The sequence below is a fragment of the Pseudomonas sp. 2725 genome, assembly GCF_050434585.1.
Taxonomy (GTDB): domain Bacteria; phylum Pseudomonadota; class Gammaproteobacteria; order Pseudomonadales; family Pseudomonadaceae; genus Aquipseudomonas; species Aquipseudomonas jessenii.
On sequence record NZ_JBNDIV010000006.1, the window covers coordinates 72,647 to 96,667 of the forward strand.

Annotated in this window: 23 protein-coding genes and 1 pseudogene; 13 read left to right on the plus strand and 11 right to left on the minus strand. The window is 60.8% G+C overall.

Going from position 1 to position 24,021, the window contains the following annotated elements; translation table 11 throughout:
* Window positions 1–5: 5 nt before the first annotated feature.
* A complete protein-coding gene (locus tag ABIE16_RS18065) occupies window positions 6–1,313 on the minus strand; it encodes a CitMHS family transporter (protein ID WP_008045759.1) in 1,308 nt (435 codons plus the stop codon).
* A gap of 417 nt (window positions 1,314–1,730) precedes the next feature.
* On the opposite strand from ABIE16_RS18065, the gene ABIE16_RS18070 reads away from it, so the two are divergent.
* Window positions 1,731–2,132: a GFA family protein gene (locus tag ABIE16_RS18070; RefSeq protein WP_150812658.1), complete on the plus strand. Its 402-nt coding sequence runs from the start codon at window positions 1,731–1,733 to the stop codon at window positions 2,130–2,132.
* On the opposite strand, the gene ABIE16_RS18075 is transcribed toward ABIE16_RS18070, so the two are convergent.
* Window positions 2,133–2,459 carry a DOPA 4,5-dioxygenase family protein gene (locus ABIE16_RS18075; RefSeq protein WP_057712632.1) on the minus strand — a complete coding sequence of 109 codons (327 nt, stop codon included), beginning with the start codon at window positions 2,457–2,459 and terminating at the stop codon, window positions 2,133–2,135.
* A gap of 86 nt (window positions 2,460–2,545) precedes the next feature.
* On the opposite strand from ABIE16_RS18075, the gene ABIE16_RS18080 reads away from it, so the two are divergent.
* Window positions 2,546–3,208, plus strand: a complete 663-nt coding sequence (locus tag ABIE16_RS18080; RefSeq protein ID WP_429521686.1) for an NAD(P)-dependent oxidoreductase — start codon at window positions 2,546–2,548, stop codon at window positions 3,206–3,208.
* Here the strand turns inward: ABIE16_RS18080 and ABIE16_RS18085 are convergent.
* On the minus strand, window positions 3,205–4,155 hold the full coding sequence (locus ABIE16_RS18085; protein WP_429521687.1) for a choline sulfate utilization transcriptional regulator: 951 nt from the start codon (window positions 4,153–4,155) through the stop codon (window positions 3,205–3,207). The two genes, ABIE16_RS18080 and ABIE16_RS18085, sit on opposite strands and share 4 nt — an antisense overlap.
* A 114-nt stretch (window positions 4,156–4,269) precedes the next feature.
* Between ABIE16_RS18085 and betC the strand changes: the two genes are divergently transcribed.
* The 3 genes from betC (at window position 4,270) to ABIE16_RS18100 (ending at window position 8,441) form a co-directional block, all read left to right on the plus strand.
* Window positions 4,270–5,784, plus strand: coding sequence for a choline-sulfatase (gene betC / locus ABIE16_RS18090; RefSeq protein WP_218494543.1), 1,515 nt, complete (start codon window positions 4,270–4,272; stop codon window positions 5,782–5,784).
* A 16-nt stretch (window positions 5,785–5,800) separates the two neighbouring features.
* The gene (gene choX / locus ABIE16_RS18095; RefSeq protein WP_218494544.1) at window positions 5,801–6,721 is read left to right on the plus strand and encodes a choline ABC transporter substrate-binding protein; all 921 of its coding nucleotides are present in this window, start codon (window positions 5,801–5,803) and stop codon (window positions 6,719–6,721) included.
* Between the two features lie 151 nt (window positions 6,722–6,872).
* Window positions 6,873–8,441 (plus strand): SulP family inorganic anion transporter, encoded by a 1,569-nt coding sequence (locus ABIE16_RS18100; protein ID WP_090452290.1) that lies wholly within the window; start codon window positions 6,873–6,875, stop codon window positions 8,439–8,441.
* Between the two features lie 118 nt (window positions 8,442–8,559).
* Here ABIE16_RS18100 and aroE read toward each other — a convergent pair whose 3' ends face one another.
* Both aroE and hemF read right to left on the minus strand, forming a co-directional pair.
* Window positions 8,560–9,381 carry a shikimate dehydrogenase gene (gene aroE / locus ABIE16_RS18105; RefSeq protein WP_090452288.1) on the minus strand — a complete coding sequence of 274 codons (822 nt, stop codon included), beginning with the start codon at window positions 9,379–9,381 and terminating at the stop codon, window positions 8,560–8,562.
* 13 nt (window positions 9,382–9,394) lie between these two features.
* Window positions 9,395–10,309: an oxygen-dependent coproporphyrinogen oxidase gene (gene hemF / locus ABIE16_RS18110; RefSeq protein ID WP_057716534.1), complete on the minus strand. Its 915-nt coding sequence runs from the start codon at window positions 10,307–10,309 to the stop codon at window positions 9,395–9,397.
* Between the two features lie 163 nt (window positions 10,310–10,472).
* On the opposite strand from hemF, the gene ABIE16_RS18115 reads away from it, so the two are divergent.
* Complete coding sequence (locus ABIE16_RS18115; RefSeq protein WP_057712639.1) at window positions 10,473–11,450, plus strand: NADPH:quinone reductase; 978 nt, start codon at window positions 10,473–10,475, stop codon at window positions 11,448–11,450.
* A 98-nt stretch (window positions 11,451–11,548) separates the two neighbouring features.
* Here ABIE16_RS18115 and ABIE16_RS18120 read toward each other — a convergent pair whose 3' ends face one another.
* The 3 genes and pseudogenes from ABIE16_RS18120 to ABIE16_RS18130 all read right to left on the minus strand — a co-directional run.
* On the minus strand, window positions 11,549–12,106 hold the full coding sequence (locus tag ABIE16_RS18120; RefSeq protein WP_150812662.1) for an L-threonylcarbamoyladenylate synthase: 558 nt from the start codon (window positions 12,104–12,106) through the stop codon (window positions 11,549–11,551).
* Between the two features lie 54 nt (window positions 12,107–12,160).
* Complete coding sequence (dprA, locus tag ABIE16_RS18125) at window positions 12,161–13,267, minus strand: DNA-processing protein DprA (protein ID WP_429521688.1); 1,107 nt, start codon at window positions 13,265–13,267, stop codon at window positions 12,161–12,163.
* 81 nt (window positions 13,268–13,348) lie between these two features.
* A pseudogene (locus ABIE16_RS18130) lies at window positions 13,349–14,101 on the minus strand (peptidoglycan-binding protein); the annotation flags it as partial.
* A 242-nt stretch (window positions 14,102–14,343) separates the two neighbouring features.
* Here ABIE16_RS18130 and def point away from each other — a divergent pair.
* From def to ABIE16_RS18155, 5 genes are all read left to right on the plus strand, one after another.
* Entirely contained in the window at window positions 14,344–14,850 is a 507-nt protein-coding gene (gene def / locus ABIE16_RS18135; RefSeq protein ID WP_057712643.1) for a peptide deformylase, read from the plus strand.
* Between the two features lie 57 nt (window positions 14,851–14,907).
* A complete protein-coding gene (gene fmt / locus ABIE16_RS18140; protein WP_429521689.1) occupies window positions 14,908–15,867 on the plus strand; it encodes a methionyl-tRNA formyltransferase in 960 nt (319 codons plus the stop codon).
* On the plus strand, window positions 15,864–17,174 hold the full coding sequence (gene rsmB, locus ABIE16_RS18145) for a 16S rRNA (cytosine(967)-C(5))-methyltransferase RsmB (protein ID WP_429521690.1): 1,311 nt from the start codon (window positions 15,864–15,866) through the stop codon (window positions 17,172–17,174). The genes fmt and rsmB overlap by 4 nt, the downstream gene beginning before the upstream one ends.
* A gap of 22 nt (window positions 17,175–17,196) precedes the next feature.
* A complete protein-coding gene (gene trkA, locus ABIE16_RS18150; protein ID WP_218494550.1) occupies window positions 17,197–18,573 on the plus strand; it encodes a Trk system potassium transporter TrkA in 1,377 nt (458 codons plus the stop codon).
* Between the two features lie 158 nt (window positions 18,574–18,731).
* Window positions 18,732–19,046, plus strand: a complete 315-nt coding sequence (locus tag ABIE16_RS18155) for a tetratricopeptide repeat protein (RefSeq protein ID WP_057397334.1) — start codon at window positions 18,732–18,734, stop codon at window positions 19,044–19,046.
* A gap of 1 nt (window position 19,047) precedes the next feature.
* Here ABIE16_RS18155 and ABIE16_RS18160 read toward each other — a convergent pair whose 3' ends face one another.
* From ABIE16_RS18160 to tag, 3 genes are all read right to left on the minus strand, one after another.
* Entirely contained in the window at window positions 19,048–19,287 is a 240-nt protein-coding gene (locus ABIE16_RS18160; RefSeq protein ID WP_057712647.1) for a PilZ domain-containing protein, read from the minus strand.
* 160 nt (window positions 19,288–19,447) lie between these two features.
* Window positions 19,448–20,335, minus strand: coding sequence for a lysophospholipid acyltransferase (locus ABIE16_RS18165; protein WP_057712648.1), 888 nt, complete (start codon window positions 20,333–20,335; stop codon window positions 19,448–19,450).
* A 40-nt stretch (window positions 20,336–20,375) separates the two neighbouring features.
* The gene (gene tag, locus ABIE16_RS18170; RefSeq protein WP_057712649.1) at window positions 20,376–20,933 is read right to left on the minus strand and encodes a DNA-3-methyladenine glycosylase I; all 558 of its coding nucleotides are present in this window, start codon (window positions 20,931–20,933) and stop codon (window positions 20,376–20,378) included.
* A gap of 81 nt (window positions 20,934–21,014) precedes the next feature.
* Between tag and glyQ the strand changes: the two genes are divergently transcribed.
* Both glyQ and glyS read left to right on the plus strand, forming a co-directional pair.
* Window positions 21,015–21,968, plus strand: coding sequence for a glycine--tRNA ligase subunit alpha (glyQ, locus tag ABIE16_RS18175; RefSeq protein WP_003187265.1), 954 nt, complete (start codon window positions 21,015–21,017; stop codon window positions 21,966–21,968).
* On the plus strand, window positions 21,965–24,019 hold the full coding sequence (glyS, locus tag ABIE16_RS18180) for a glycine--tRNA ligase subunit beta (RefSeq protein WP_429521691.1): 2,055 nt from the start codon (window positions 21,965–21,967) through the stop codon (window positions 24,017–24,019). The genes glyQ and glyS overlap by 4 nt, the downstream gene beginning before the upstream one ends.
* Window positions 24,020–24,021: the final 2 nt, after the last annotated feature.

Here is a 24,021-nt window from a genome sequence, read left to right on the forward strand (position 1 = left end):
TGGGCTTATAGAGTGCTGAACACCGGGAAAGTCCCCAACAGCAGTGCAGCAATCAGTATGCAGATACAAACCAGCACTGCCCACTTCAGGGTGAAGCGCTGGTGGTCACCGAAGTCGATGCCAGCCAGGGCCACCAACAGGTAGGTCGATGGAACCAGCGGGCTCAACAGGTGGACGGGCTGACCGACGATCGAGGCACGTGCCATTTCCACTGCGGTTATACCGTAATGGCTGGCGGCTTCGGCAAGTACCGGTAACACGCCGTAATAAAATGCATCGTTCGACATGAAAAAAGTGAACGGCATGCTTACCAACGCCGTGATCACTGCCAGGTACGGGCCGAGGAAGTCCGGAATCACCGCCAACAGGCTCTTCGACATGGCGTCGACCATCCCGGTGCCGGTCAGGATACCGGTGAAGATACCGGCCGCAAAGATCAACCCGACCACCGCCAGTACGCTACCGGCGTGAGCCGCGACGCGATCCTTCTGCTGTTGCAGGCAAGGGTAGTTGACGATCATGGCGATACTGAACGCCACCATGAACAGTACCGGCAACGGCAGCAGGCCGGCGATCAGGGTGCACATCAGGGCCAGGGTCAGGGCGCCATTGAACCAGATCAGCTTCGGACGACGGGCATCCGGGAACTGCGAAACGCTGATTTCACTGTGATCGATTTCATCGCCCACCAGGTGCAGTTCACCCAGACGCGCACGTTCACGCTTGCCGTAGAAGTAGGCAATGACCAGGATCGCCACCACACCAGCCAGCATCGCAGGAATCATCGGTACGAAGATGTCGGACGGATCCACATGCAACGCACTGGCAGCGCGAGCGGTCGGGCCACCCCATGGGGTCATGTTCATCACGCCACCGGCGAGGATGATCAGGCCGGCCATGATTCGCGGGCTCATGCCGATACGGCTGTAGAGCGGCAGCATGGCGGCCACGCAGATCATGTAAGTGGTCGCGCCGTCACCATCGAGGGAGACAACGAGCGCCAGAACGGCGGTGCCGACCGAAACCTTCAGCGGGTCGCCCTTGACCAGTTTGAGGATCTTGCGCACGGCCGGGTCGAACAGGCCGGAGTCGATCATCAGGGCAAAGTACAAGATAGCGAACATCAGCATCACGCCGGTTGGCGCAAGCTTGGTAATGCCTTCGAGCATCATCGGACCGATCTTCGGCGAAAAACCGCCGAACAGGGCAAAGATGATTGGAATGATGATCAGGGCGATCAGCGCGGACAGGCGCTTGGTCATGATCAGGAACATGAACGTGATGACCATGGCGAAGCCAAGGAAAGTCAGCATGGGAATACTCCAGGCGTAGCGCGGCTAGGGAATGGGCGGATCAGGCGGGATCAGCGCAGAACGGGAAGCACGAGACGTACGGGCGGAGTTGCAGCGAAGCGGCGGATGGAAGAGGACATCAGAATCACCATTGTTGTTGTTAAATGGGCTGTGCGAGCGATAAACGCTGGCATTGGCCAACCGGTCTGTTGCCGGTAGTGGGGGCGATCCTAATCGGGGAAGCTTTCAGCCAGCTTTCGGCGATGAACGCGTTGACCGGAAGTACAACCGGTCGTCGGACTGGGGCATGAAGGTGAACCGAGTTACGGCCTTCGCGAGCAAGCCCGCTCCCACACTGGATCTGTGTCGTACACAAAGCCAATGTGGGAGCGGGCTTGCTCGCGAAGGCGTCGGTAATTACGCATCAGGAGGAATGCCATGAACAAAATTCACACCGGCGGCTGCCATTGCGGGCAACTGCGCTATCAATTCAGCGGGCCGCTGCACGATATCGCCCACTGCCATTGTTCGATTTGCCGACGGGTCAGCGGCGGCATCGTGACTACCTGGATAACCGTGCCGGCATCCGCCTTTCAATGGCTGGCCGGGACGCCGTCGCGGTACGACTCTTCATCCACCTGTGCGCGATATTTCTGCGGCCACTGTGGGGCGCAACTGGCACTAGCGACGCAACTAAGCCCGGAAAGCATCGACCTGACCATCGCCACCCTCGACCATCCTGAGCAAGCACCAGCCGAACGGCACATCTGGACCGACAGCCGCTTGCCGTGGCTGCATCTGGACGAACATTTGCCCGGTGAGGCTGAAGAAACACTCTGATCAAAAAACAGACAGGTCCAACGGCCGAATCGCGCCCATCCAGATCGCGTGCTCGGTGTGGTCAAGCAAATCGTCGCCGGTGTCCGGGTGCAGGAACACCACTAGCCCCTTGCGGTTCAGCGCCAGCCACGGCAGCACGTCGCCCAGCACCTGCGGTTCGAACGCCAACTGGCAGCTCCAGTCCGGGTGCGGACCGACCGGGCGCTCGTGCACGCGGCCCATTTTCAATGGAAACAATTGCGCCGCCCGTTCACATAAGGCTCGCGCCTGCGAGATCGTGTTGGCATCGAAATAAACGTGGGCGTGGTAGCCCGTTATCTGCTGCATCTGAATCCCTCTGAAAGATGTTCGAACCCTCGCCGTTTCCTGCGGGTCAAACGTTATACAGACGCTGGAAAACAGGAAGCCCAGCCATGAAAAATGCCGAAACCCCCGTCGTGAAAGTGGTGCTTTATGGTGCCATGAGTAGCCTGGGCAGTGCGCTGATGGCTGAAATGCTGCGACGCCAGCATGAAGTGATCGCGATTCTCGATGACCTGACGGCGCTGGCACCCCGTCCGGGGCTGCGCACCAAGACTGGCGACCTGTTCGACGCGCAACGGGTCAAGCAGAGTGTGGCCGGCAGTTCAGTGGTTATCTGCTTACTGGACGCACCAGGGTTACCGTTCAATAGCGAACACGTGGAAAAAGCCATCGTGCCCGGCCCGGTCGAGCAGGTGCTGGCAGTGGATGCGCTCATCGATGGCATGCAGGCAGCAAACATCGCCCGATTGTTTCTGGTGGGTGATTTCGACGTGCTGGACGACCCGGAAACCGAGGATAGCTTGCAACGTCACGCCGCTGAGGAAATCCGCGAGGCACTGCAAAGCAGTCCTTTGAAGTGGACGCTGGTTAACGAACCGCGCGGGGTACCAGGGCTGACCATCGAACACTTTGCCAACATCGGTGGCACCCCCGAACCGGGGTTGGCTGAACCGCTCAAACGGCTGGCCCGCACTGCCGTGGGCATTGCCGATGAATTGCACCTGAACCTGCACATCGGCGAGCACGTCAACTTCATCGCAACCGACAGTTAAACCGCAATGAACGGCAGCGTCAGGCCGTTGAGCGATTGCGCACTGCAGGCCTGTTCCGCCATCAACCAATCCACAAACTGCTGGATCAATGCTCCGCGTCTTTTGCGCTGGGGCAGAACCACGTAGTAACCCAGCCTCGACATCACCGTTTCGCCGATCGGTCGACACAACAACCCTTGCGCCAGCAAGTTATCCACAAGGTGGCGCCAGCCGATGGCCACGCCCTGGCCGCCAATCGCCGCCTGAATCAGCAAGGTGTAATTATCGAAGCGCAACTGCCCGGGCGCCGGGGGCGAGGTAATACCCAGCTCGCGGAACACACCACTCCAGTCGAACCAGTTACTGCTGTGTTCCCCACGCAGGTGCAACAAAGGAAACTCCAGCAATGCCTGGGCTGGCAAGGGCAGTGGACGCTCGCTCAACAACTGCGGGCTGCACACCGGAAACACTTCCTCGCTGAACAGCCAATGGCTTTCACCCTGCTTGAAGCGGCCATCGCCGAACAGCACCGCCACATCGATATCGGTACGTAGCATGTTATGGCTGCGTTCACTGGTGACCAGGCTGACATCCACCTGCGGATTGGCCGCGTGAAAGCGGTGCAGACGCGGCATCAACCAATAGGCGGCGAAGGCAAAATCCGTGGCCACCTGCAGCACTTCATGCTGTTGCTGTGCGCTGATTGCGCTCAATCCTGCGTCGATATTCTGCAAACCGAGCTGAACCTGCTCAAAAAGGATCTGCCCTGCCTCTGTCAGTTCGATTCCGCGATAAATGCGGTCGAACAACCGTGTTGCCAGTTGTTCTTCCAGGCGCTTGATCTGCTGGCTGATGGCCGGTTGCGTGGTGCCCAGTTCAACAGCCGCCGCTGTGAAGCTGCGCTGACGGGCCGCCGCTTCGAAGGCGCGAAGCAGATCCAGTGACAGGTCACCAAGGGCGTCATACATAAGCTGTGCTTATCCTAGTCATTGCCGCGTATGGGCTTTACCACAAGGTGCGAGGGTTTCATTCTCAACGCCAGCACTCTCGCATAAACATCCACTATGGAATGCCGCGATCACATGAAGCGCAAGAACATTCTTTTCATCATGGCCGATCAAATGGCCGCGCCAATGTTGCCGTTCTACGGCCCATCGCCCATCAAACTGCCCAATCTCAGTCGCCTTGCCGCACAAGGCGTGGTGTTTGACTCCGCCTATTGCAACAGCCCATTGTGCGCGCCATCGCGTTTCACACTGGTCAGCGGCCAGTTGCCGAGCAAGATCGGCGCCTACGACAACGCCGCCGATTTCCCCGCTGACGTACCGACCTACGCCCATTACCTGCGCCGTCTCGGATACCGCACCGCCCTGTCGGGCAAGATGCATTTCTGCGGGCCAGACCAGTTGCACGGCTACGAAGAACGCCTGACCAGTGACATTTACCCGGCCGACTACGGCTGGGCGGTAAACTGGGATGAACCGGACGTGCGCCCGACCTGGTATCACAACATGTCATCGGTGCTGCAAGCCGGCCCGTGCGTACGCACCAATCAACTGGATTTCGACGAAGAGGTGGTGTTCAAGGCCCAGCAGTACCTGTTCGACCATATCCGCGAGGATGGCGACCAGCCGTTCTGCCTGACCGTTTCGATGACTCACCCGCACGATCCGTACACCATTCCCAAGGCTTTCTGGGATTTGTACGACGATGCCGATATCCCGCTGCCTACAACCCCGGACCCGCATGACCTCGATCCGCACTCGCAACGTTTGCTCAAGGTCTACGACCTGTGGGACAAGCCACTGCCTGTGGATAAGATCCGCGATGCCCGTCGTGCCTATTTCGGCGCGTGCAGCTATATCGACAGCAATGTCGGCAAGCTCCTGCAAACCCTCGAAGATACCGGGCTGATCGATGACACCATCATCGTGTTTTCCGGTGACCACGGCGACATGCTCGGCGAGCGCGGCCTCTGGTACAAAATGCACTGGTATGAGATGGCCGCACGGGTGCCGCTGTTGGTCAGCGCACCGGGGCAGTTCGGCGCCGGCCGGGTCAGCGCCAGTGTTTCCACAGCGGACCTGTTGCCGACATTCGTCGAACTGGCCGGCGGCTCGCTGGAACCGGGCTTGCCGCTGGACGGCCGCTCGCTGATTCCGCACCTGCAAGGGCAGGGCGGCCACGATGAAGTGTTCGGTGAATACATGGCCGAAGGCACCGTCAGCCCGTTGATGATGATCCGTCGCGGTGCCTACAAATTCATCTATAGCGAAGACGACCCTTGCCTACTCTTCGACGTACAGAATGACCCTCGCGAACTGGAAGAACTCAGTCATTCGCCGCAACATCGCCAGTTGTTCGACGATTTTCTCGCCGAAGCGCGGGCCAAATGGAACATCCCGGCGATTCACCAGCAGGTGCTCGCAAGCCAGCGGCGCCGACGCTTCGTGGCCGAGGCGCTGACCCTCGGCAAGCTCAAGAGCTGGGATCACCAGCCGCTGGTGGACGCCAGTCAGCAGTACATGCGCAACCACATCGACCTCGACGATCTGGAACGTAAAGCACGTTATCCACAACCCTGCCAAAACCAATAATGTTAAGGGGAAGTCCATGCAAAGGTTATCCACAGTACTGACGGTCGGGCTTCTGGCTCTGGGCAGTGCCTCGGCGTTTGCCGATCAGAGTTGCGAGACGGTGAAAATGGCCGACCCGGGCTGGAGCGACATCGCCGCGACCAACGCCATCACCGGGTTTCTGCTGGACGGCATGGGCTACAAGGCCAAGGTCGACACCCTCGCGGTGCCGATCACCTTTGGCGGGCTCAAGGATGGCCAGGTCGATGTGTTCCTGGGTAACTGGATGCCGGCGCAGCAGGGCTTCTACGACAAATTCGTCGCAAGCGGCGATGTCACGCAACTGGCGAAGAACCTCGACGGCACCGAATTCACCCTCGCTGTCCCGGACTACGTGTGGGACGCGGGTGTGCATAACTTTGCCGACCTGAACAAGTACGCCGACAAGTTCGACCACAAGATCTATGGCATCGGCTCCGGTGCACCGGCAAACATCTCGCTGCAAGAGATCATCAAGAAAAACGATTTCGACATGGGCCAGTGGAAACTGGTCGAGTCCAGCGAGCAGGCGATGCTGGCGGAAGTGTCCCGTGCGGTGAAAAAACAGAAATTCGTGACCTTCCTCGGCTGGACCCCGCACCCGATGAACGTGCAGTTGAAGATGCACTATCTGAAGGGTGGCGAGAAATACTTCGGTGACACCGGCAGCGTGCATACCCTGACCCGAAAAGGTTATGCACAGGCCTGCCCGAACGTCGGCAAACTGCTGACCAACCTGAGTTTCACTCAGGATATGGAAAACAGCATCATGGCCGAGGTGGTGAACAAGAAGGTCAGCAATGCCGACGCGGCCAAGGCGTGGATCAAGGCCAACCCGGCAGTGCTGGATAAATGGCTCGATGGGGTGAAGACAGTGGATGGCAAGGATGCTTTGCCAGCGGTCAAAGCCAAGCTTTAAGGTTCAAGGACGCCTTCGCGAGCAGGCTCGCTCCCACAGGTCCGCGCAGTCCCTGTGGGAGCGAGCCTGCTCGCGAATCGATTTATGCCCTTGCGCCCTTACATCTGACACACCACCCTGACGCATTTACAGTCATTCACCGAGAGCCCCCATGGCCCTGCCAAGCCGCCATTCACTCTTTCCCTTCCTCACCTGGCTACCCCGGCAAACCCGCGCCAGTGTCGGGCGCGACCTGATCGTCGGCCTCAGCGGCGCGATCCTCGCGTTGCCGCAATCCATTGCCTACGCACTGATCGCCGGCCTGCCACCGGAATACGGCCTGTACGCCGCAATCATTCCCGTTCTGATCGCCTGCCTCTGGGGTTCGTCGTGGCATTTGATCTGCGGTCCTACGGCCGCCATCTCCATTGTCCTGTATGCCAGCGTCAGTCCTCTGGCCGTTCCAGCGTCGCAGGACTACGTCATGTTGATCCTGTTGCTGACGTTTCTTGCCGGTATCTTTCAGTGGCTGCTGGGTTTGCTGCGGTTCGGCGCGCTGGTGAATTTCGTCTCGCACTCGGTGGTACTCGGTTTCACCCTGGGTGCTGCCGTGGTGATTGCCATCGGTCAATTGCCTAACCTGCTGGGGCTGGACTTGCCCAGCCAGGCCACTGCGCTGGATAGTTTCATCACGTTGTTGCGCCATCTCGGCGAAATGGACAAACCTTCGCTGGCGCTGGGTCTGGCGACCGTGGTGGTCGGCGTGATCCTCAAACTGCTGCTGCCACGCTGGCCGACGCTCTTGATCACCCTGATTCTCGGCGGCTTGCTGGTTTGGCTCTGGCCATCAATGTTCGGCCATGTGCAACTGGTAAGCGCCTTCACCGGCAAACTGCCGCCCTTCAGCCCGTTGCCCCTGGACCTGGATCTGATCCTGCGCCTGCTGCCCAGCGCGGTGGCGGTCGGAATGCTCGGGCTAGTAACCAGCCTGTCGATCGCCCGCTCGATCTCGGCACGTTCGCAGCAATTACTCGACGCGAATCAGGAAGTCCGCGCCCAGGGCTTGTCGAATATCGTCGGTGCGTTTTTTTCCGGATCGCTGTCGGCCGGCTCCTTCACTCGCTCAGGCCTGAGCTACGAAGCGGGGGCCTGTTCGCCGCTGGCCGGGATTTTTTCGGCATTGTGGGTGGCGCTGTTTGCGATCTTCGGCGCGAGCCTGATCGCGCACATCCCGATTCCAGCCATGGCCGGCAGCATTCTGTTGATCGCCTGGGGACTGGTGGACCATCGCGGCATTCGCGCGTTGTTGCGGGTCAGCCGCGCCGAATTTGTAGTCATGGCGCTGACCTGCGTCGCCACGCTGCTGCTGGAGTTGCAGACGGCGATCTACGCCGGCGTGTTGGCCTCGCTTTTTTTCTACCTCAAACGCACATCGCAACCACGGGTGCAGCATGTGCGAGATGGCGAGGAAGACATTCTGCGGGTGGGGGGCTCGATTTTTTTCGGCGCCAGCCATTACCTGCAAGTGCGCCTGCAACGCATGCACGGCGTGCGTGTGGTGATCGAGGCGCAGCAGATCAACTTCATCGATTACTCTGGGGTGGAAATGCTGCACCAGGAAGCGAGGCGGCTACTGCGTCAAGATCGCAGCCTCACCTTGCGTCGGGCCCGACCGCAGGTGGTGGAAGAGTTGAGGAAGCTGGAAGGGGCGGAGAAATGCCCGATCCGGTTTGAGGACTGAAACACCGCTCTCTGTAGGAGCGAGCTAGCTCGCGAAGGTCGTGAACGATTACGCGCAAAACCAGATACCCAACAGCGCCCTCAGGTTTTTCGCGAGCAAGCTCGCTCCTACAAGTAGGTTACAAGGCCAATTGCCGGCGGAGTTCAGCCAGCACCGGCGCCGTATCCGGGCGCACGCCGCGCCACAGGAAAAACGCTTCCGCCGCTTGCTCGGCCAGCATGCCCAAGCCATCCATCGACACCGCCGCCCCGTGTTCGCTGGCCCAGCGGCAGAACGAGGTCGGTTCCTTGCCGTACATCATGTCGTAGCACACCGTTTTGCCAGGCTCAATCAAGCTGGGGGCAATAGGCGGCACATCACCGGTCAGGCTCGCCGAGGTCGCGTTGATGATCAAGTCCACCGACTCCTGCAACCAGTCGTAGCCGCTGGCCGAGATCGGCCCCAGATCGCAGAACAGTTCCGCCAGCAGTTCGGCCTTGTCCACCGTGCGATTGGCGATGATCACCGAGGCTGGCTGCTCGGCCAGCAACGGCTCCAAAGCACCGCGCACCGCACCGCCAGCACCGAGCAACAGGATGCGTTTGCCCTTGAGGCTGAACCCGGCGTTGACCGTCAGGTCCCGCACCAGTCCAGCACCGTCGGTGTTGTCGCCCAGCAGACTGCCATCGGCCAGTTTGCTCAGGGTGTTCACCGCTCCGGCCCGTTGCGCCCGCGCCGTCAGGCTGTTCGCCAGCCGATAGGCTTCTTCCTTGAACGGCACCGTCACGTTGGCGCCGCGTCCTTCGAGGAAAAACCTCCGGGCACAGGTGGAAAAGTCGTCGAGTGGCGCCAGCAGCGTGTTGTAATCCAGTTTCTGCGCGGTCTGCTCGGCGAACAGGCGATGGATCAGCGGCGACTTGCTGTGGCCAATCGGGTTACCGAATACGACATAACGGTCCATCAGGATTCCTCGTTCAGGCTTCGGCCAACCAATCGCGGTCTTGCAGGAAATACTCGGTCAGACGCGCTTCTTCACTGCCAGGCTCGGCTTTCCAGTCGTAGCCCCAGCGCACTTGCGGCGGCAGCGACATCAAGATCGACTCGGTACGCCCACCCGATTGCAGGCCGAACAACGTGCCACGGTCGTAGACCAGGTTGAATTCAACGTAGCGGCCACGGCGGAACTCCTGGAACTCACGCTGCTTGGCGGTGAACGCATCGTTCTTGCGGCGCTGCACGATCGGCAGATAGGCGTCGATGTACGCGTCACCGATAGCACGCATGAAGGCGAAGCTGGTGTCGAAGTCCCACTCGTTCAGGTCGTCGAAAAACAGGCCGCCGATGCCACGCGGCTCGTGACGATGCTTGATGTGGAAGTAGCTGTCGCACCAGGCCTTGTAACGCGGGTAGACGTCCGGACCGAACGGCGCGCAGGCCTGCTCAGCGACGCGGTGCCAGTGGATGCAGTCTTCTTCGTTGCCGTAATACGGGGTCAGGTCGAAGCCGCCACCGAACCACCAGACCGGCTCTTCACCTTCCTTTTCGGCGATGAAAAAACGCACGTTGGCGTGGGAAGTCGGCACATGCGGATTGTGCGGGTGGATGACCAGCGACACGCCGAGGGCTTCGAAGCCGCGGCCGGCCAGCTCCGGTCGATGGGCGCTGGCAGACGGTGGAAGACCACTGCCGAAGACATGGGAAAAGTTGACGCCACCCTTTTCAATCACCGCGCCGTTTTCTATCACACGGGTGCGACCGCCACCGCCCGCCGGCCTGGTCCAGGCGTCTTCGACGAATTGCGTGCCACCGTCTTCGGCTTCCAGGGCGGCGCAAATACGGTCTTGCAGGTCGAGCAGGTAGGCTTTTACGGCCTCGGTGCGGGTCGTCATGTCATCACCTTGAATCGGGCAAAACAACGCGGCGCTCCATTGGAGCTCAGCCTGCGCAAATGGGCGCGTAGCATACCATCGCAAGTCACCCCGCCGCAGTTGACGAAGATCAAGCTTAGGAGTCCGATAGGGAGCTTGGTAAAACGACCTATGGAGAGTTCTGATGGCAAAGCGTATCCAGTTCCGCGCCCATGGCGGCCCCGAAGTGCTCGAATATGTGGATTACCAACCCGCCGAGCCAGGTCCGAAGGAAGTACGCGTGACCAACAAGGCCATCGGCCTGAACTTCATCGATACCTACTACCGCAGCGGTTTGTATCCACCGCCGTCCCTGCCGTCGGGTGTCGGTTCAGAGGGTGCGGGCGTGGTCGAGGCAGTGGGCAGCGACGTGACCCGCTTCAAGATCGGCGATCGCGTGGCCTATGGCAGCGGGCCGCTGGGCGCCTACAGCGATGTTCACGTCTTGCCCGAAGCCAATCTGGTGAAACTGCCGGACGCCATCAGCTTCGAACAGGCCGCCGGCGTCATGCTCAAGGGCCTGACCGTGCAATACCTGCTGCGTCAGACTTATGAACTCAAGGGTGGCGAAACCATCCTGTTCCATGCCGCGGCGGGCGGTGTCGGTTCCCTGGCCTGCCAATGGGCCAGGGCCTTGGGCGTGAAGCTGATCGGTACTGTCAGCTCGGCGGAGAAAGCCGCGCTGGCCAAGGCCAACGGTGCCTGGGCGACCATCGATTACAGCCATGAAAATGTCGCGCAACGTGTACTGGAATTGACCGACGGCAAAAAAGTCCCGGTGGTGTACGACGGAGTTGGCAAGGACACCTGGCTGACTTCACTCGACAGCGTCGCGCCGCGTGGGCTGGTGGTGAGTTTCGGCAATGCGTCCGGCGCGGTCGACGGCGTGAACCTGGGGATCCTGGCGGGGAAAGGCTCGCTGTACGTGACCCGGCCAACCCTGGGCACTTATGCGAACAACGCCGAAAACCTGCAACGCATGGCCGATGAATTGTTCGAGATGATCATCGGCGGCAAGCTGACCGTGGACATCAGCCAGCGTTATCCACTGGCTGACGCGGCGAAGGCGCAGACCGAGTTGTCGGCGCGGCGCACGACAGGTTCGGTTGTCCTGTTGCCCTGACTGACGCCATCGCGAGCAAGCTCGCTCCCACAGGGGATTTGTGTTCGACACAGAACCCCTGTGGGAGCGGGCTTGCTCGCGAAGGGGTCAACTCGGTCTCAATCGGGGCGCACAACCTTGCCGGTCGCCAGATCGCGAATCACGCTCGGGTTCTTGCGTCCGCCCAGGTTTCCGCCCAGCACCAGATCCACCTGGCCACGGAAATACTGTTCGACGCGAATCCGCGTACGTGCCGCCGGGCGCCCCTGCGGATTGGCCGACGTCGACACCAGCGGCCCGACCAGCGCGCACAAATCCCGCACCAGCGGGTGATCGCTGACCCGCAGCGCCACGGTTTCATGCACGCCGGTAATCCACTCCGGCAGCAGGTTCTGGTGCGGCACCAGCCAGGTGTTCGGACCCGGCCAGGTACTGGCCATGCGGTCCATCCACAACTCGGGGAAGTCTTCGAAGAGGAAATCGAACTGACGGATGTTGTCGGCGACCAGAATCAGCCCCTTTTCCACAGAGCGGCCCTTGATCAGCAGCAGACGCTCCACCGCATCGATGTCCCACGGGTCGCAACCCAGGCCCCAGACTGCTTCGGTTGGGTAGGCAATCACCGCCCCGGCGCGAATTGCTTGCGCGGCTTGTTGCACACGCCAACTGTTGACCATGAAAAACACTCCAGACTAAGGCTCTGCGCAGTTTACCGATCTTGTTTATAAAACCTAGCTCACCCGTGCAAACCAGCGCCCGTTTTCGCACACGGCGTGGCCATCCATTTCCAGCTCCGTCAACGCCGCCAGCACTTTCGGCAAGGCCCAGCCGCTTGCGTCGGCCATCGCTTCACTGGTGTGAGGCGCGGCATGCAGCAGTTTCAGCAGTGGGTGAGTCGTCGCAGGGGGGCAGGTTTCTGTGGATAACGACAGTCGTTGCCAACCGCGCAAGGCTTCGAGGATATGTTCGATGGTTTCCACCAGCACCGCACCGTCCCGAATCAACTGATGACAGCCGCGGGCGCCGGGATGATGGATCGACCCGGGCATCGCAAACACCTCGCGCCCCTGTTCCGCCGCCAGCCTCGCGGTGATCAGTGAACCGCTGGCGACACTGGCTTCGACCACCAGCACTCCAAGGGACAAACCACTGATGATGCGATTGCGCCGAGGGAAGTTGCTGGCGCTGGGACCTGCATCCAGCGGAAACTCCGAAAGCACTGCGCTGCCCGAAGCGATCATGGCGTCCGCCAGGCGTCTATTTCGCTGTGGATAAAACTTCTCGAGCCCCGTGCCGAGCACACCGACCGTTTGCCCGCCGACGTCGAGCGCGGCCTGGTGCGCGGCGGCGTCAATGCCCAGGGCCAGGCCGCTGGTAATGACAAAACCGGCACCCGCCAGGCTGCGGGAAAACGCGGCAGCGGTGTCCATTCCTGGCCGGGAAGCGCGACGGCTGCCGACCATCGCCAGTTGTGGTTTTTCCAGAATGCCCGGATCGCCCGCGACAAATAACAGCGGTGGTGCATCGCTGATTTGTGCCAGCAGTGCCGGGTAGTCCGGTTGGTCCCACATCAGTAAATGCTGGGCCGGGCGCTCCAGCCAGGCCAATGCATGACTGGCGCCGTCACGGATCTCAGTGCTACGCCTGGCCTCGGAACAGACCAGTGGCAAACCCAGCGCGCGCCAGGCACTGGCTGGCGCGCTGATGGCTTTGGATGCCGAACCGAAGGCTTCGAGCAGTTTCTTGAAACGCGCAGGACCGAGTTCCGGCAAACGGTGCAGACGTAATCGAGCTTCCAGTTCCGCGGGGGAAACCGGTGTAACAGTAGGCATCGACATGGATCATCCTTGATCGTTATGAGCACCCGTACAAACGGGAATAAGCTGTGGATAACTCTGTTGGTAACTTGTGAAGCACTCTTACGGATTTCGTACCTTGTCCATCACCGACAGTGAGCGCGAGGCGCTGAGCACCAGCCCATAACTGAGTTTGTCGTAGGTACGGAAAACCATCAGCAAACCGGCGCGCTCATCGGGAATTTTCAATGGCTGGCCAGTGATCCGGTCCCTTACGGTTTCACCGGTTTTCATTACCGCCAGCAGATTGCCTTCGGCCAGACCGTCGCGCTGACCCTTGTTCAGCGTTACCACATCCAACTCGCCAATCTGCGTGACCCCACGCGGTACATCGATGATCAAACCGTTGATTTCGTGGCTCGGTGCGCTGGGCGTGAAGGTCGAGTTGATCGCGCGCTCTTCACCGCTGAACAAGCGATCGCCGAGGCGGACCTCCTGAGTCGTGCGTAGCAACTCCAGGGTGGCAACGTCACCTTCGATGGCCACGACATCGCCGCCGCCGATATCGTCGGCGTTGATCCCCAGAATTGCCTTGCTCTGCGGATCGGTGTAGACCTTGCCTTGGCGGAAGATACCGTACGCCGGTTGCGCCGGATCGAAATGGCCGCGGGCAAAGATGCGGTCACCCGCGCCGCTGAGCACCCGTTCGGAATCACCAGCGACGATGTAAGGCGCCTTGTCGAATTCCTCGGCCTTGTCGACGATGCGGTTGCTCAGCAGAAAGCTGTTGATCGACTTCAGAGCAATGCTGGGGATAGCCTCGGTCACCGGGCTGCTGCGAACCTGAGGCGACAGCTTTATGGTGGGAATCTCTTCCCGAAGCTGCCCTTGCCCGTACGCCCAACCTGCCGAAGCCAGGAGCAGCAGGGCGAGTAGTGATTTCCTCATGCGGTGAATCCCTTTATTATGTGCATTCGCGTGAAACGCCAGAGCCGTCAGTGGCTCGCTCCCGGCTTGCTTGTCAACAAAAGGGAGCTACGTTTTACAACGGTAGCCTGCATCTTCGGACCGCCAGGCCATCGACCCGACCTTACTTCACACGTGCACTTATCAAGCTTATGGCCATTTTAAACATCCTCGAATTCCCTGATCCGCGTCTGCGCACTATCGCCAAGCCAGTGGCCGTAGTGGACGACGAAGTGCGTCAGTTGGTCGACGACATGTTTGAAACAATGTATGAAGCGCCTGGCATCGGCCTCGCCGCTACCCAGGTCAACGTGCACAAACGTATCGTCGTGATGGACCTCTCCGAAGACCGCACCGAACCGCGAGTGTTCATCAACCCCGAGTTCGAACCCCTGACCGACGAGATGGAGCAATACCAGGAAGGCTGCCTTTCGGTACCCGGCTTCTATGAAAACGTCGATCGCCCGCAAAGGGTCAAGGTCAAGGCGCTGGACCGCGATGGCCAACCCTACGAACTGATCGCCGAAGGCCTGCTCGCGGTGTGCATCCAACATGAATGCGACCACCTCAACGGCAAATTGTTCGTCGATTACCTGTCGACGCTCAAACGCGACCGCATCAAGAAGAAACTGGAAAAGCTTCATCGCCAGAACGCCTGATGCCCATCTTCAAAGGCTTGCTGCGGCAAGCCTTTTTCTTTTCAAGAGACGTCACCCATGACTGAGCCACTGCGCATCGTCTTTGCCGGCACCCCCGAATTCGCCGCCGAACACCTCAAGGCCCTGCTCGACAGCCCTTACGAGATCGTTGCGGTCTACACCCAACCGGATCGTCCGGCCGGTCGCGGGCAAAAACTGATGCCGAGCCCGGTCAAGCAGCTTGCTCTGGAGAACAATATCCCGGTGCTGCAACCGCCCACTCTGCGCAACGAAGATGCTCAGGCTGAACTGGCCGCACTGAAGCCGGACTTGATGGTGGTGGTCGCCTACGGCCTGATCCTGCCGCAAGTGGTGCTGGATATTCCGCGCCTGGGTTGCATCAACAGTCACGCCTCGCTGCTGCCACGCTGGCGGGGTGCGGCGCCGATCCAGCGCGCCGTGGAGGCGGGCGACGCCGAAAGTGGCGTGACCGTGATGCGCATGGAAGCCGGCCTCGACACCGGGCCGATGCTGCTCAAGGTCACCACGCCGATCAGCGCCGAAGATACCGGCGGCAGCCTGCACGATCGCCTGGCCGAAATGGGCCCGCCGGCTGTAGTCCAGGCGATTGCCGGCCTCGCCACCGGAACCCTGGAGGGCGAAGTGCAGGACGACAACCTCGCTACCTATGCGCACAAATTGAACAAGGACGAAGCACGCATCGACTGGAGTCGCCCGGCGGTTGAGCTGGAGCGTCTGGTCCGTGCCTTCAACCCGTGGCCGATTACCCACAGCACCTTGAACGGCGAAGCCCTGAAAGTACTGGCCGCAAACCTCGCCGAAGGCAAAGGCGCCCCGGGTGAAATCCTCGGCGCCAGCAAGGACGGTCTTATCGTCGCGTGCGGCGAGCAGGCCTTGTGCCTGACCCGTCTGCAATTGCCCGGCGGCAAAGCGCTGAACTTCAGCGATCTGTTCAACAGCCGTCGCGAGAAATTCGCCACCGGCACTGTCCTCGGCCAAGTGGCGGACGCTCAATGAATCCGCGTCTGGCCGCCGCCAAGGCACTCGCTGCCGTCCTGAACGGAAAAGCCTCGCTCAACAGTTCGCTGCCTACGCAGCTGGACAAGGTCGAGGACCGTGATCGCGGCTTTACCCAGGACCTGGCGTTCGGCACCGCGCGCTGGCAGCCACGTTTGTCGGCGTTGGCGGCCAAGCTGCTGCAGAAGCCGTTCAAGGCTGCCGACGCCGATGTCGAGGCGCTGTTGCTGGTAGGTCTCTATCAGTTGCTCTACACCCGTGTCCCGGCCCATGCCGCCATTGGTGAAACCGTCGGTTGCGCCGACAAGCTGAAAAAACCCTGGGCCAAGGCGCTGCTCAACGCTGTGCTGCGTAATGCTCAGCGCGAAAGCGAAACGATTTTCGCCGAGTTGGAACGTGATCCGGTGGTGCGCACCGCTCACCCACGCTGGCTGCAGAAATCTTTGAAAGCGTTCTGGCCAGATCAATGGGAAGCCATTTGCGCGGCGAACAATGCGCATCCGCCTATGATCCTGCGGGTCAACCGTCGCCATCACACCCGTGATGCCTACCTCGGTTTGCTGACTGACGCGGGAATTGCTGCCACGCCGTGTGTCTACAGCCGCGACGGCATCGTGCTCGACGCCGCCGCCGATGTGCGCAGCCTGCCGGGTTTCGCCGAGGGCTGGATCAGCGTGCAAGACGAAGCCGCGCAACTGGCTGCTGATCTGCTCGACCTCGCGCCGGGTCAACGGGTGCTCGACGCTTGCTGTGCACCAGGTGGCAAGACCTGCCACATCCTCGAAGCCGAGCCAAAACTGGCCGGCGTCGTGGCGGTAGACCTGGAAGCCAAGCGGCTGGTGCGGGTGCGGGAAAACCTCGAACGCCTGAAACTGAGCGCCGAACTGATTGCCGCCGACGGCCGCGACACTCAGGTGTGGTGGGACGGCAAGCCGTTCCAGCGCATCCTGCTGGACGCGCCATGTTCGGCCACCGGTGTGATTCGTCGTCACCCGGATATCAAACTGACCCGCCAACCCGACGACATCGTCGCGCTGGCGCTGCTGCAGGGCGAGTTGCTCGATGCCATGTGGAAAACCCTGGAGGTCGGCGGCATCCTGCTGTACGCCACCTGTTCCACGCTGCCGACCGAGAACACCGAGGTCATCGAAGCCTTCCTCGCCCGCACGCCGGGTGCTCGTGAACTGGACCTCGCCACGGCGGCTGGCATCAAGCAGCCCCATGGTCGCCAGTTGCTGGCCCAGGAAGGTGGCCACGATGGCTTCTACTACGCCAAGCTGATCAAGATCACCGCCACGCGCGGTTAAATGGATTCAATGGAGTGACTGGATGAAAATCATCATCCTCGGTGCAGGGCAAGTCGGCGGTTCGCTGGCGGAACACCTGGCCAGCGAAGCCAACGATATTACTGTGGTCGACACCGATGGCGAACGTCTGCGCGACCTTGGTGACCGCCTGGACATCCGCACGGTACAAGGTCGTGGCTCATTCCCGACCGTGTTGCGCCAGGCTGGAGCCGATGACGCCGACATGCTGGTCGCGGTGACCAACAGCGACGAAACCAACATGGTCGCCTGTCAGGTCGCCCATACCCTGTTCCACACCCCGACCAAGATCGCCCGGGTTCGCGAAGCCGCGTACCTGACCCGCGAAGAGCAGTTGTTCCAGAACGAAGCGATTCCGGTGGACGTGCTGATCAGCCCGGAACAAGTGGTCACCAACTACATCAAGCGCCTGATCCAGCACCCCGGTGCCTTGCAGGTGATCGACTTCGCCGAAGGCAAGGCGCAATTGGTGGCGGTGCGGGCGTACTACGGCGGGCCGCTGGTGGGCCAGCAACTGCGGCAGTTGCGTGAACACATGCCGAACGTGGAAACCCGCGTTGCGGCGATTTTCCGTCGTGACCGGCCGATCCTGCCCCAGGGCGACACGGTGATCGAAGCCGACGACGAAGTATTTTTTATCGCCGCCAAGGCGAACATTCGTGCGGTGATGAGCGAAATGCGCCGTCTCGACGAAACCTATAAACGCATCGTCATCGCCGGTGGCGGGCAGATTGGCGAGCGTCTGGCCGAGGCCATCGAAAGCCGTTATCAGGTGAAAATCATCGAGATGAACCCTGTACGCTGCCGTCATCTCTCCGACACACTGGACAGCACGGTGGTGTTGCAGGGCAGCGCTTCGGACCGCGACCTGCTGATGGAAGAGAACATCGCCGACGCTGACCTTTTCCTGGCCCTGACCAACGACGACGAAGCCAATATCATGTCGTCGCTGCTGGCCAAGCGCCTGGGCGCGAAGAAGGTGATGTCCATCATCAACAACCCGGCTTATGTCGATCTGATCCAGGGCGGCGACATCGACATCGCCATCAGCCCGCAACTGGCGACCATCGGCACATTGCTGGCCCACGTGCGCCGGGGCGACATCGTCAGCGTGCACTCACTGCGCCGGGGTGCGGCGGAAGCCATCGAGGCGATTGCCCATGGCGATGCCAAATCGAGCAAGGTGATCGGCAAGTCCATCGAGAACATCGGCCTGCCGCCGGGCACCACCATCGGTGCGATTATCCGCGACGAAGAGGTGATCATCGCCCACGACGACACCGTGATCGAAGCGGGGGACCATGTGATTCTGTTCCTTGTGGATAAAAAGCATATTCGCGATGTAGAGAAGTTGTTCCATGTGGGGCTGAGCTTCTTCTGATACGGGGCCTGCCTTTAGTAGGAGCGGGCCCTGCTCGCGATGGTCGTCAACGATAATGCTGGAAACCAGACACCCCGCGTCGCTGTCAGGTTCATCGCGAGCAAGCTCGCGCCTACAGTAAATCAACCCATGACATGCCTCAGGCAAGGAATCCACCGATGATCGAATCCCTGGAAAAAATGCTCGCCAAGGGTGTGGATAACGCTTTGCTGCGCTTCGGCCTGGGCAAGGGCTATCTGGATCTGGGGGAAAACGCCAAGGCTGCGGAGCATTTCCAACGCTGCGTGGAGTTCGATCCGAAGTATTCGGCGGCGTGGAAACTACTGGGCAAGGCCCATCTGGCGCTGGCGGACTTTGCGGCCGCGCGGCAGGCTTGGGAGCAAGGCCTGGAAGCTGCTCGCGGCCATGGCGACAAGCAGGCGGAGAAGGAAATGACGGTGTTCCTGAAGAAGCTCGAGCGTCAGGCGCACTGACTCAGAGATAACGCAAACCGATGCCCTCGGCGTCCACCTGCACCACTTCCATGCGCACGCGAGGCGCGCCTGTGGGTAAATCCTGCACCTGTCCGTAAACCACCGCCCCCCTGGGCAGCGCCGACAGTTTCGGATGCTTCACGTAGACGCCGGTGGTCGACAGGTTGCGCGTCTGGCCCAGGCAATCGCCAATGCTTTCGTGACTGATCTTGATGCGAAATGATTTGCGGTGTTCGGACATCTTTTTGCGCCCTGATGAACGGTTGTGGATACGTGCAGGAGCGAGCTTGCTCGCGATGGATGCCAGGGCGCCGCGTTCAACCTGGCAGCCCACCTCATCGTTAACGTCCATCGCGAGCAAGCTCGCTCCTACAGGTTATCCACAGAGTGTGCCAAGTAAGTCAGTACCAACGCTCTTCACCCGGTGGGCGCTTCTTGAAGCGCTTCATGCTCCACATGTACTGGCTCGGGTACGCCCGCACATAGCGCTCGACCACTTGGCTCATGGCCGCACAGGACTCTGCCGTATCGGTGCTGTACATGGCCTCTGGCGCGGCTTCAAGGATCACTTTGTAGCCCGAACCGTCCGGCAGGCGCAGGGCGTGCAGGAATACGCCGACTGCTTTGCCGCCGGCCAGCATGTTCGGTACGAACTTGCTGGTCAGTGCCTGAGTGGCGAAGAACGGCACGAAGATCCCGGCGGATTCGGACGGTTCCGGGTCAGCGGGAATGCCCACTGCACCACCTTTGCGCACTTCCTTGATGACACTGAGGATGCCTTCCTTGGTGGAAGCCGCGACCTTGTTACCCAACTGCACCCGCTGCTTTTGCAGCAATTCATCCACTGCCTTCAATTTCGGCGGACGGTAGAAAATGATCGGTTTGCACTGGCTGCAATAGAAGTGATTGAGCACTTCCCAGTTGCCCAGGTGGCTGGTGATGCCGACCACGCCTTTGCCGGAGGCAAGGGCGTCCTTCAATACGTCGAGGCCTTCGACTTCGCGCACCAGGTCGATGGAGCGCTGGGCCGGCCAGATCCAGGCGCAGGCACTCTCGGTCAGGGACTTGCCGATGTCTTTCAGGCTCTGGCCCACCAGGCGCTCACGCTCGGCGGGGTCCATGTCCGGAAAGCACTTGGACAGATTGATCCGTACCACGTCGCGGGAACGGTTCGGGGTTTTCCACATAACCCAGCCAATCGCCGAGCCCACGGCCTGCACGGCCCACCACGGAAGCAGGGCAAACAGCCGCAGAGCGCCTACCAGCAAGGCGCCTTTAAACTTATCCACAGGTCACTCCTGATCTTGTGCTGTGCGCGAGGCGGCCATTCTAACCGCCGTTCGCCAGCTGCGCGTAGCGGTCGCAATCGCGGGTGTGATCCATGACCATGCCCGAGGCCTGCATCAGCGCGTAGCAGATGGTCGGCCCGACGAACGTGAAGCCGGCCTTTTTCAAGCCTTTGCTCATTTCCACGGCAGTCGGCGTCACGGCCGGGACTTCGCTGCGATCCTTGAAATGATTGATCACAGGCGTGCCGCCGACGAATGACCACAGAAACGCCACCGGATCCTCCAGCGCCAGCCAGGCCTGGGCATTGCGCCGGGCCGCGTTGAGCTTGAGTCGGTTGCGGATGATGCCGGGATCGAGCATCAGCTCGTCGATTTCGGCATCGCTCATCTGCGCCACGCGCTGCACGTCGAAGCCGAACAAAACTTCGCGATAACGCTCGCGCTTGCGCAGCACGGTGATCCAGGAAAGCCCGGCCTGGAACCCTTCGAGCAAAAGTAACTCGAACAATCCCTGCGCATCCCGTAGCGGCGTGCCCCACTCCTGATCGTGATAAGCCATGTACAGCGGATCTTCGGAACACCAAAAGCAGCGTGGCATAAGGCTCCAGGGGGCGTGCGCAGCAATGAATCGGGTATACTCCCGCTCTTTAAATCGCAGCCCAAGAAACAGGTGAATTTCGTGAGCCAGCCTACGCCAGCCGTGCGTACCTTCCAAGACTTGATCCTCGCCCTCCAGCAATACTGGGCCGAGCAAGGTTGTGTGGTACTTCAGCCCTACGATATGGAAGTAGGCGCCGGCACTTTCCACACCGCAACATTCCTGCGCGCCATCGGCCCGGAAACCTGGAACGCCGCCTACGTGCAGCCAAGCCGCCGTCCGACTGACGGCCGTTACGGTGAAAACCCGAACCGTCTGCAGCACTACTACCAGTTCCAGGTGGTCCTGAAGCCGAACCCGGACAACTTCCAGGAACTGTACCTGGGCTCTCTCAAGCACGTTGGCCTGGACCCGCTGGTCCACGACATTCGCTTCGTCGAAGACAACTGGGAATCGCCGACCCTCGGCGCCTGGGGTCTGGGCTGGGAAGTCTGGCTCAACGGCATGGAAGTGACCCAGTTCACCTACTTCCAGCAAGCGGGCGGCATCGAGTGCTACCCAGTGACCGGCGAGATCACCTACGGTCTCGAACGTCTGGCCATGTACCTGCAAGGCGTGGACTCGGTCTACGACCTGGTGTGGGCTGACGGTCCGTTCGGCAAAGTGACCTACGGCGACGTGTTCCACCAGAACGAAGTGGAGCAGTCCACTTACAACTTCGAACACGCCAATGTCGACAAGCTGTTCGAACTGTTCGATTTCTACGAAAGCGAAGCCAAGCGCCTGATCGAACTCGACCAGCCGCTGCCGTTGCCGAGCTACGAAATGGTGTTGAAGGCTTCCCACACCTTCAACCTGCTGGATGCGCGCCGGGCGATCTCGGTGACCGCGCGTCAGCAATACATCCTGCGTGTACGCACCCTGGCGCGTTCCGTTGCGCAAGCCTACCTGCTGGCTCGCGCCAAGCTGGGCTTCCCGATGGCGACCCCGGACCTGCGTGATGAAGTACTGGCCAAGCTGGAGGCTGCACAATGAGTGCTCTGGATTTTCTGGTTGAACTGGGCACTGAAGAACTGCCACCCAAAGCCCTGAACACCCTGGCCGAGGCGTTCCTCGCCGGTATCGACAAGGGCCTGCAAGCTGCCGGCCTGAACTACGAGAGCAAAACCGTTTATGCCGCTCCGCGCCGCCTGGCCGTGCTGATCACCGCACTGGCCACCCAGCAGCCGGATCGCAGCATCAACCTCGACGGCCCGCCGCGTCAGGCCGCGTTCGATGCTGAAGGCAACCCGACCCAGGCAGCATTGGGCTTCGCCAAGAAGTGCGGCGTCGAGCTGAGCGAAATCGATCAGAGCGGCCCGAAACTGCGCTACAGCCAGAGCATCGCCGGCAAGGCGACTGCGAGCCTGCTGCCGACCATCGTCGAAGATTCGCTGAACGACCTGCCGATCCCGAAACGCATGCGTTGGGGCGCGCGCAAGGAAGAATTCGTTCGTCCGACCCAATGGCTGGTGATGCTGCTCGGTGACCAGGTCATCGACTGCACCATCCTCGCCCAGAAGGCCGGCCGTGACTCCCGTGGCCACCGCTTCCATCACCCGGAAAACGTGCGCATCGGTTCGCCGTCCAGCTACCTGGCCGACCTGCGTGCCGCCTACGTTTTGGCCGACGCCAACGAGCGTCGCGAGATCATCAGCAAGCGCACCGAAGAGCTGGCCACCCGTCAGGAAGGCACGGCAATCGTTCCTCCAGCGCTGCTCGATGAAGTGACCGCGCTGGTCGAATGGCCGGTGCCGCTGGTGTGCTCGTTCGAGGAGCGCTTCCTCGACGTGCCGCAGGAAGCCCTGATCACCACCATGCAGGACAACCAGAAGTACTTCTGCCTGCTGGACGCCGACGGCAAGTTGCTGCCACGTTTCATTACCGTGGCCAACATCGAGAGCAAGGACCCACAGCAGATCATCGCCGGTAACGAGAAAGTGGTTCGCCCACGCCTGACCGACGCCGAGTTCTTCTTCAAGCAAGACAAGAAGCAAAAGCTCGAAGACTTCAACCTGCGCCTGCAAAACGTGGTGTTCCAGGAAAAACTCGGCAGCGTCTACGACAAGGCCGAACGCGTATCCAGGCTGGCCGCGTTCATCGCTCCACACATTGGTGGTAACGCTCAATGGGCGGCGCGTGCCGGCCTGCTGTCCAAGTGTGATCTGGCGACCGAGATGGTCGGCGAGTTCCCGGAGATGCAAGGTGTCGCCGGTTACTACTACGCCCTCAACGATGGCGAGCCGGAAGATGTCGCACTGGCGCTGAACGAGCAGTACATGCCGCGCGGTGCCGGCGCTGAACTGCCAAGCACCCTGACCGGTGCGGCCGTGGCCATTGCCGACAAGCTCGACACCCTCGTGGGAATCTTCGGTATCGGCATGCTGCCGACCGGCAGCAAAGACCCGTACGCCCTGCGCCGTGCTGCACTGGGCGTGTTGCGTATCCTGATCGAGAAGCAACTGGATCTGGACCTGAACGACGCCGTGGCCTTCGCTGTGAATGCGTTCGGTACCAAGGTCAAGGCTGCGGGCCTGAACGATTCGGTGCTGGAATTCATCTTCGACCGCCTGCGTGCCCGTTACGAAGACGAAGGCGTCGATGTGGCGACCTACCTGTCGGTACGTGCCCTGAAGCCCGGTTCGGCCCTGGACTTCGACCAGCGCGTGCAAGCGGTACAGGCTTTCCGCAAACTGCCGGAAGCTGCCGCCCTGGCCGCCGTGAACAAGCGCGTGTCGAACTTGCTGAGCAAGGTTGAAGGCTCCGTTCCGACAGTCGTGGAAGCCAAATACTTCGACAACGCCAACGAGTTCTCCCTGTACTCGGCGATCCAGCAGGCTGACCAGGCTGTACAGCCAATGGCCGCCTCGCGTCAGTACAGCGAATCACTGGCACGCCTGGCTGCACTGCGCGAACCGGTGGATGCGTTCTTCGAAGCCGTGATGGTCAATGCGGAGGACGCAAAGGTCCGCGCCAACCGTTATGCGTTGCTGGCACGTCTGCGTGGGCTGTTCCTCGGCGTCGCCGACATTTCGCTGCTGGGTTGAGG

Bases quoted from the DNA above. Each gene is read 5' to 3' on its own strand.
- ABIE16_RS18065 (WP_008045759.1), bottom strand. From the start codon at position 1,313: ATGCTGACTTTCCTTGGCTTCGCCATGGTCATCACGTTCATGTTCCTG.
- ABIE16_RS18070 (WP_150812658.1), top strand. From the start codon at position 1,731: ATGAACAAAATTCACACCGGCGGCTGCCATTGCGGGCAACTGCGCTAT.
- ABIE16_RS18075 (WP_057712632.1), bottom strand. From the start codon at position 2,459: ATGCAGCAGATAACGGGCTACCACGCCCACGTTTATTTCGATGCCAAC.
- ABIE16_RS18080 (WP_429521686.1), top strand. From the start codon at position 2,546: ATGAAAAATGCCGAAACCCCCGTCGTGAAAGTGGTGCTTTATGGTGCC.
- ABIE16_RS18085 (WP_429521687.1), bottom strand. From the start codon at position 4,155: ATGTATGACGCCCTTGGTGACCTGTCACTGGATCTGCTTCGCGCCTTC.
- betC (WP_218494543.1), top strand. From the start codon at position 4,270: ATGAAGCGCAAGAACATTCTTTTCATCATGGCCGATCAAATGGCCGCG.
- choX (WP_218494544.1), top strand. From the start codon at position 5,801: ATGCAAAGGTTATCCACAGTACTGACGGTCGGGCTTCTGGCTCTGGGC.
- ABIE16_RS18100 (WP_090452290.1), top strand. From the start codon at position 6,873: ATGGCCCTGCCAAGCCGCCATTCACTCTTTCCCTTCCTCACCTGGCTA.
- aroE (WP_090452288.1), bottom strand. From the start codon at position 9,381: ATGGACCGTTATGTCGTATTCGGTAACCCGATTGGCCACAGCAAGTCG.
- hemF (WP_057716534.1), bottom strand. From the start codon at position 10,309: ATGACGACCCGCACCGAGGCCGTAAAAGCCTACCTGCTCGACCTGCAA.
- ABIE16_RS18115 (WP_057712639.1), top strand. From the start codon at position 10,473: ATGGCAAAGCGTATCCAGTTCCGCGCCCATGGCGGCCCCGAAGTGCTC.
- ABIE16_RS18120 (WP_150812662.1), bottom strand. From the start codon at position 12,106: ATGGTCAACAGTTGGCGTGTGCAACAAGCCGCGCAAGCAATTCGCGCC.
- dprA (WP_429521688.1), bottom strand. From the start codon at position 13,267: ATGTCGATGCCTACTGTTACACCGGTTTCCCCCGCGGAACTGGAAGCT.
- def (WP_057712643.1), top strand. From the start codon at position 14,344: ATGGCCATTTTAAACATCCTCGAATTCCCTGATCCGCGTCTGCGCACT.
- fmt (WP_429521689.1), top strand. From the start codon at position 14,908: ATGACTGAGCCACTGCGCATCGTCTTTGCCGGCACCCCCGAATTCGCC.
- rsmB (WP_429521690.1), top strand. From the start codon at position 15,864: ATGAATCCGCGTCTGGCCGCCGCCAAGGCACTCGCTGCCGTCCTGAAC.
- trkA (WP_218494550.1), top strand. From the start codon at position 17,197: ATGAAAATCATCATCCTCGGTGCAGGGCAAGTCGGCGGTTCGCTGGCG.
- ABIE16_RS18155 (WP_057397334.1), top strand. From the start codon at position 18,732: ATGATCGAATCCCTGGAAAAAATGCTCGCCAAGGGTGTGGATAACGCT.
- ABIE16_RS18160 (WP_057712647.1), bottom strand. From the start codon at position 19,287: ATGTCCGAACACCGCAAATCATTTCGCATCAAGATCAGTCACGAAAGC.
- tag (WP_057712649.1), bottom strand. From the start codon at position 20,933: ATGCCACGCTGCTTTTGGTGTTCCGAAGATCCGCTGTACATGGCTTAT.
- glyS (WP_429521691.1), top strand. From the start codon at position 21,965: ATGAGTGCTCTGGATTTTCTGGTTGAACTGGGCACTGAAGAACTGCCA.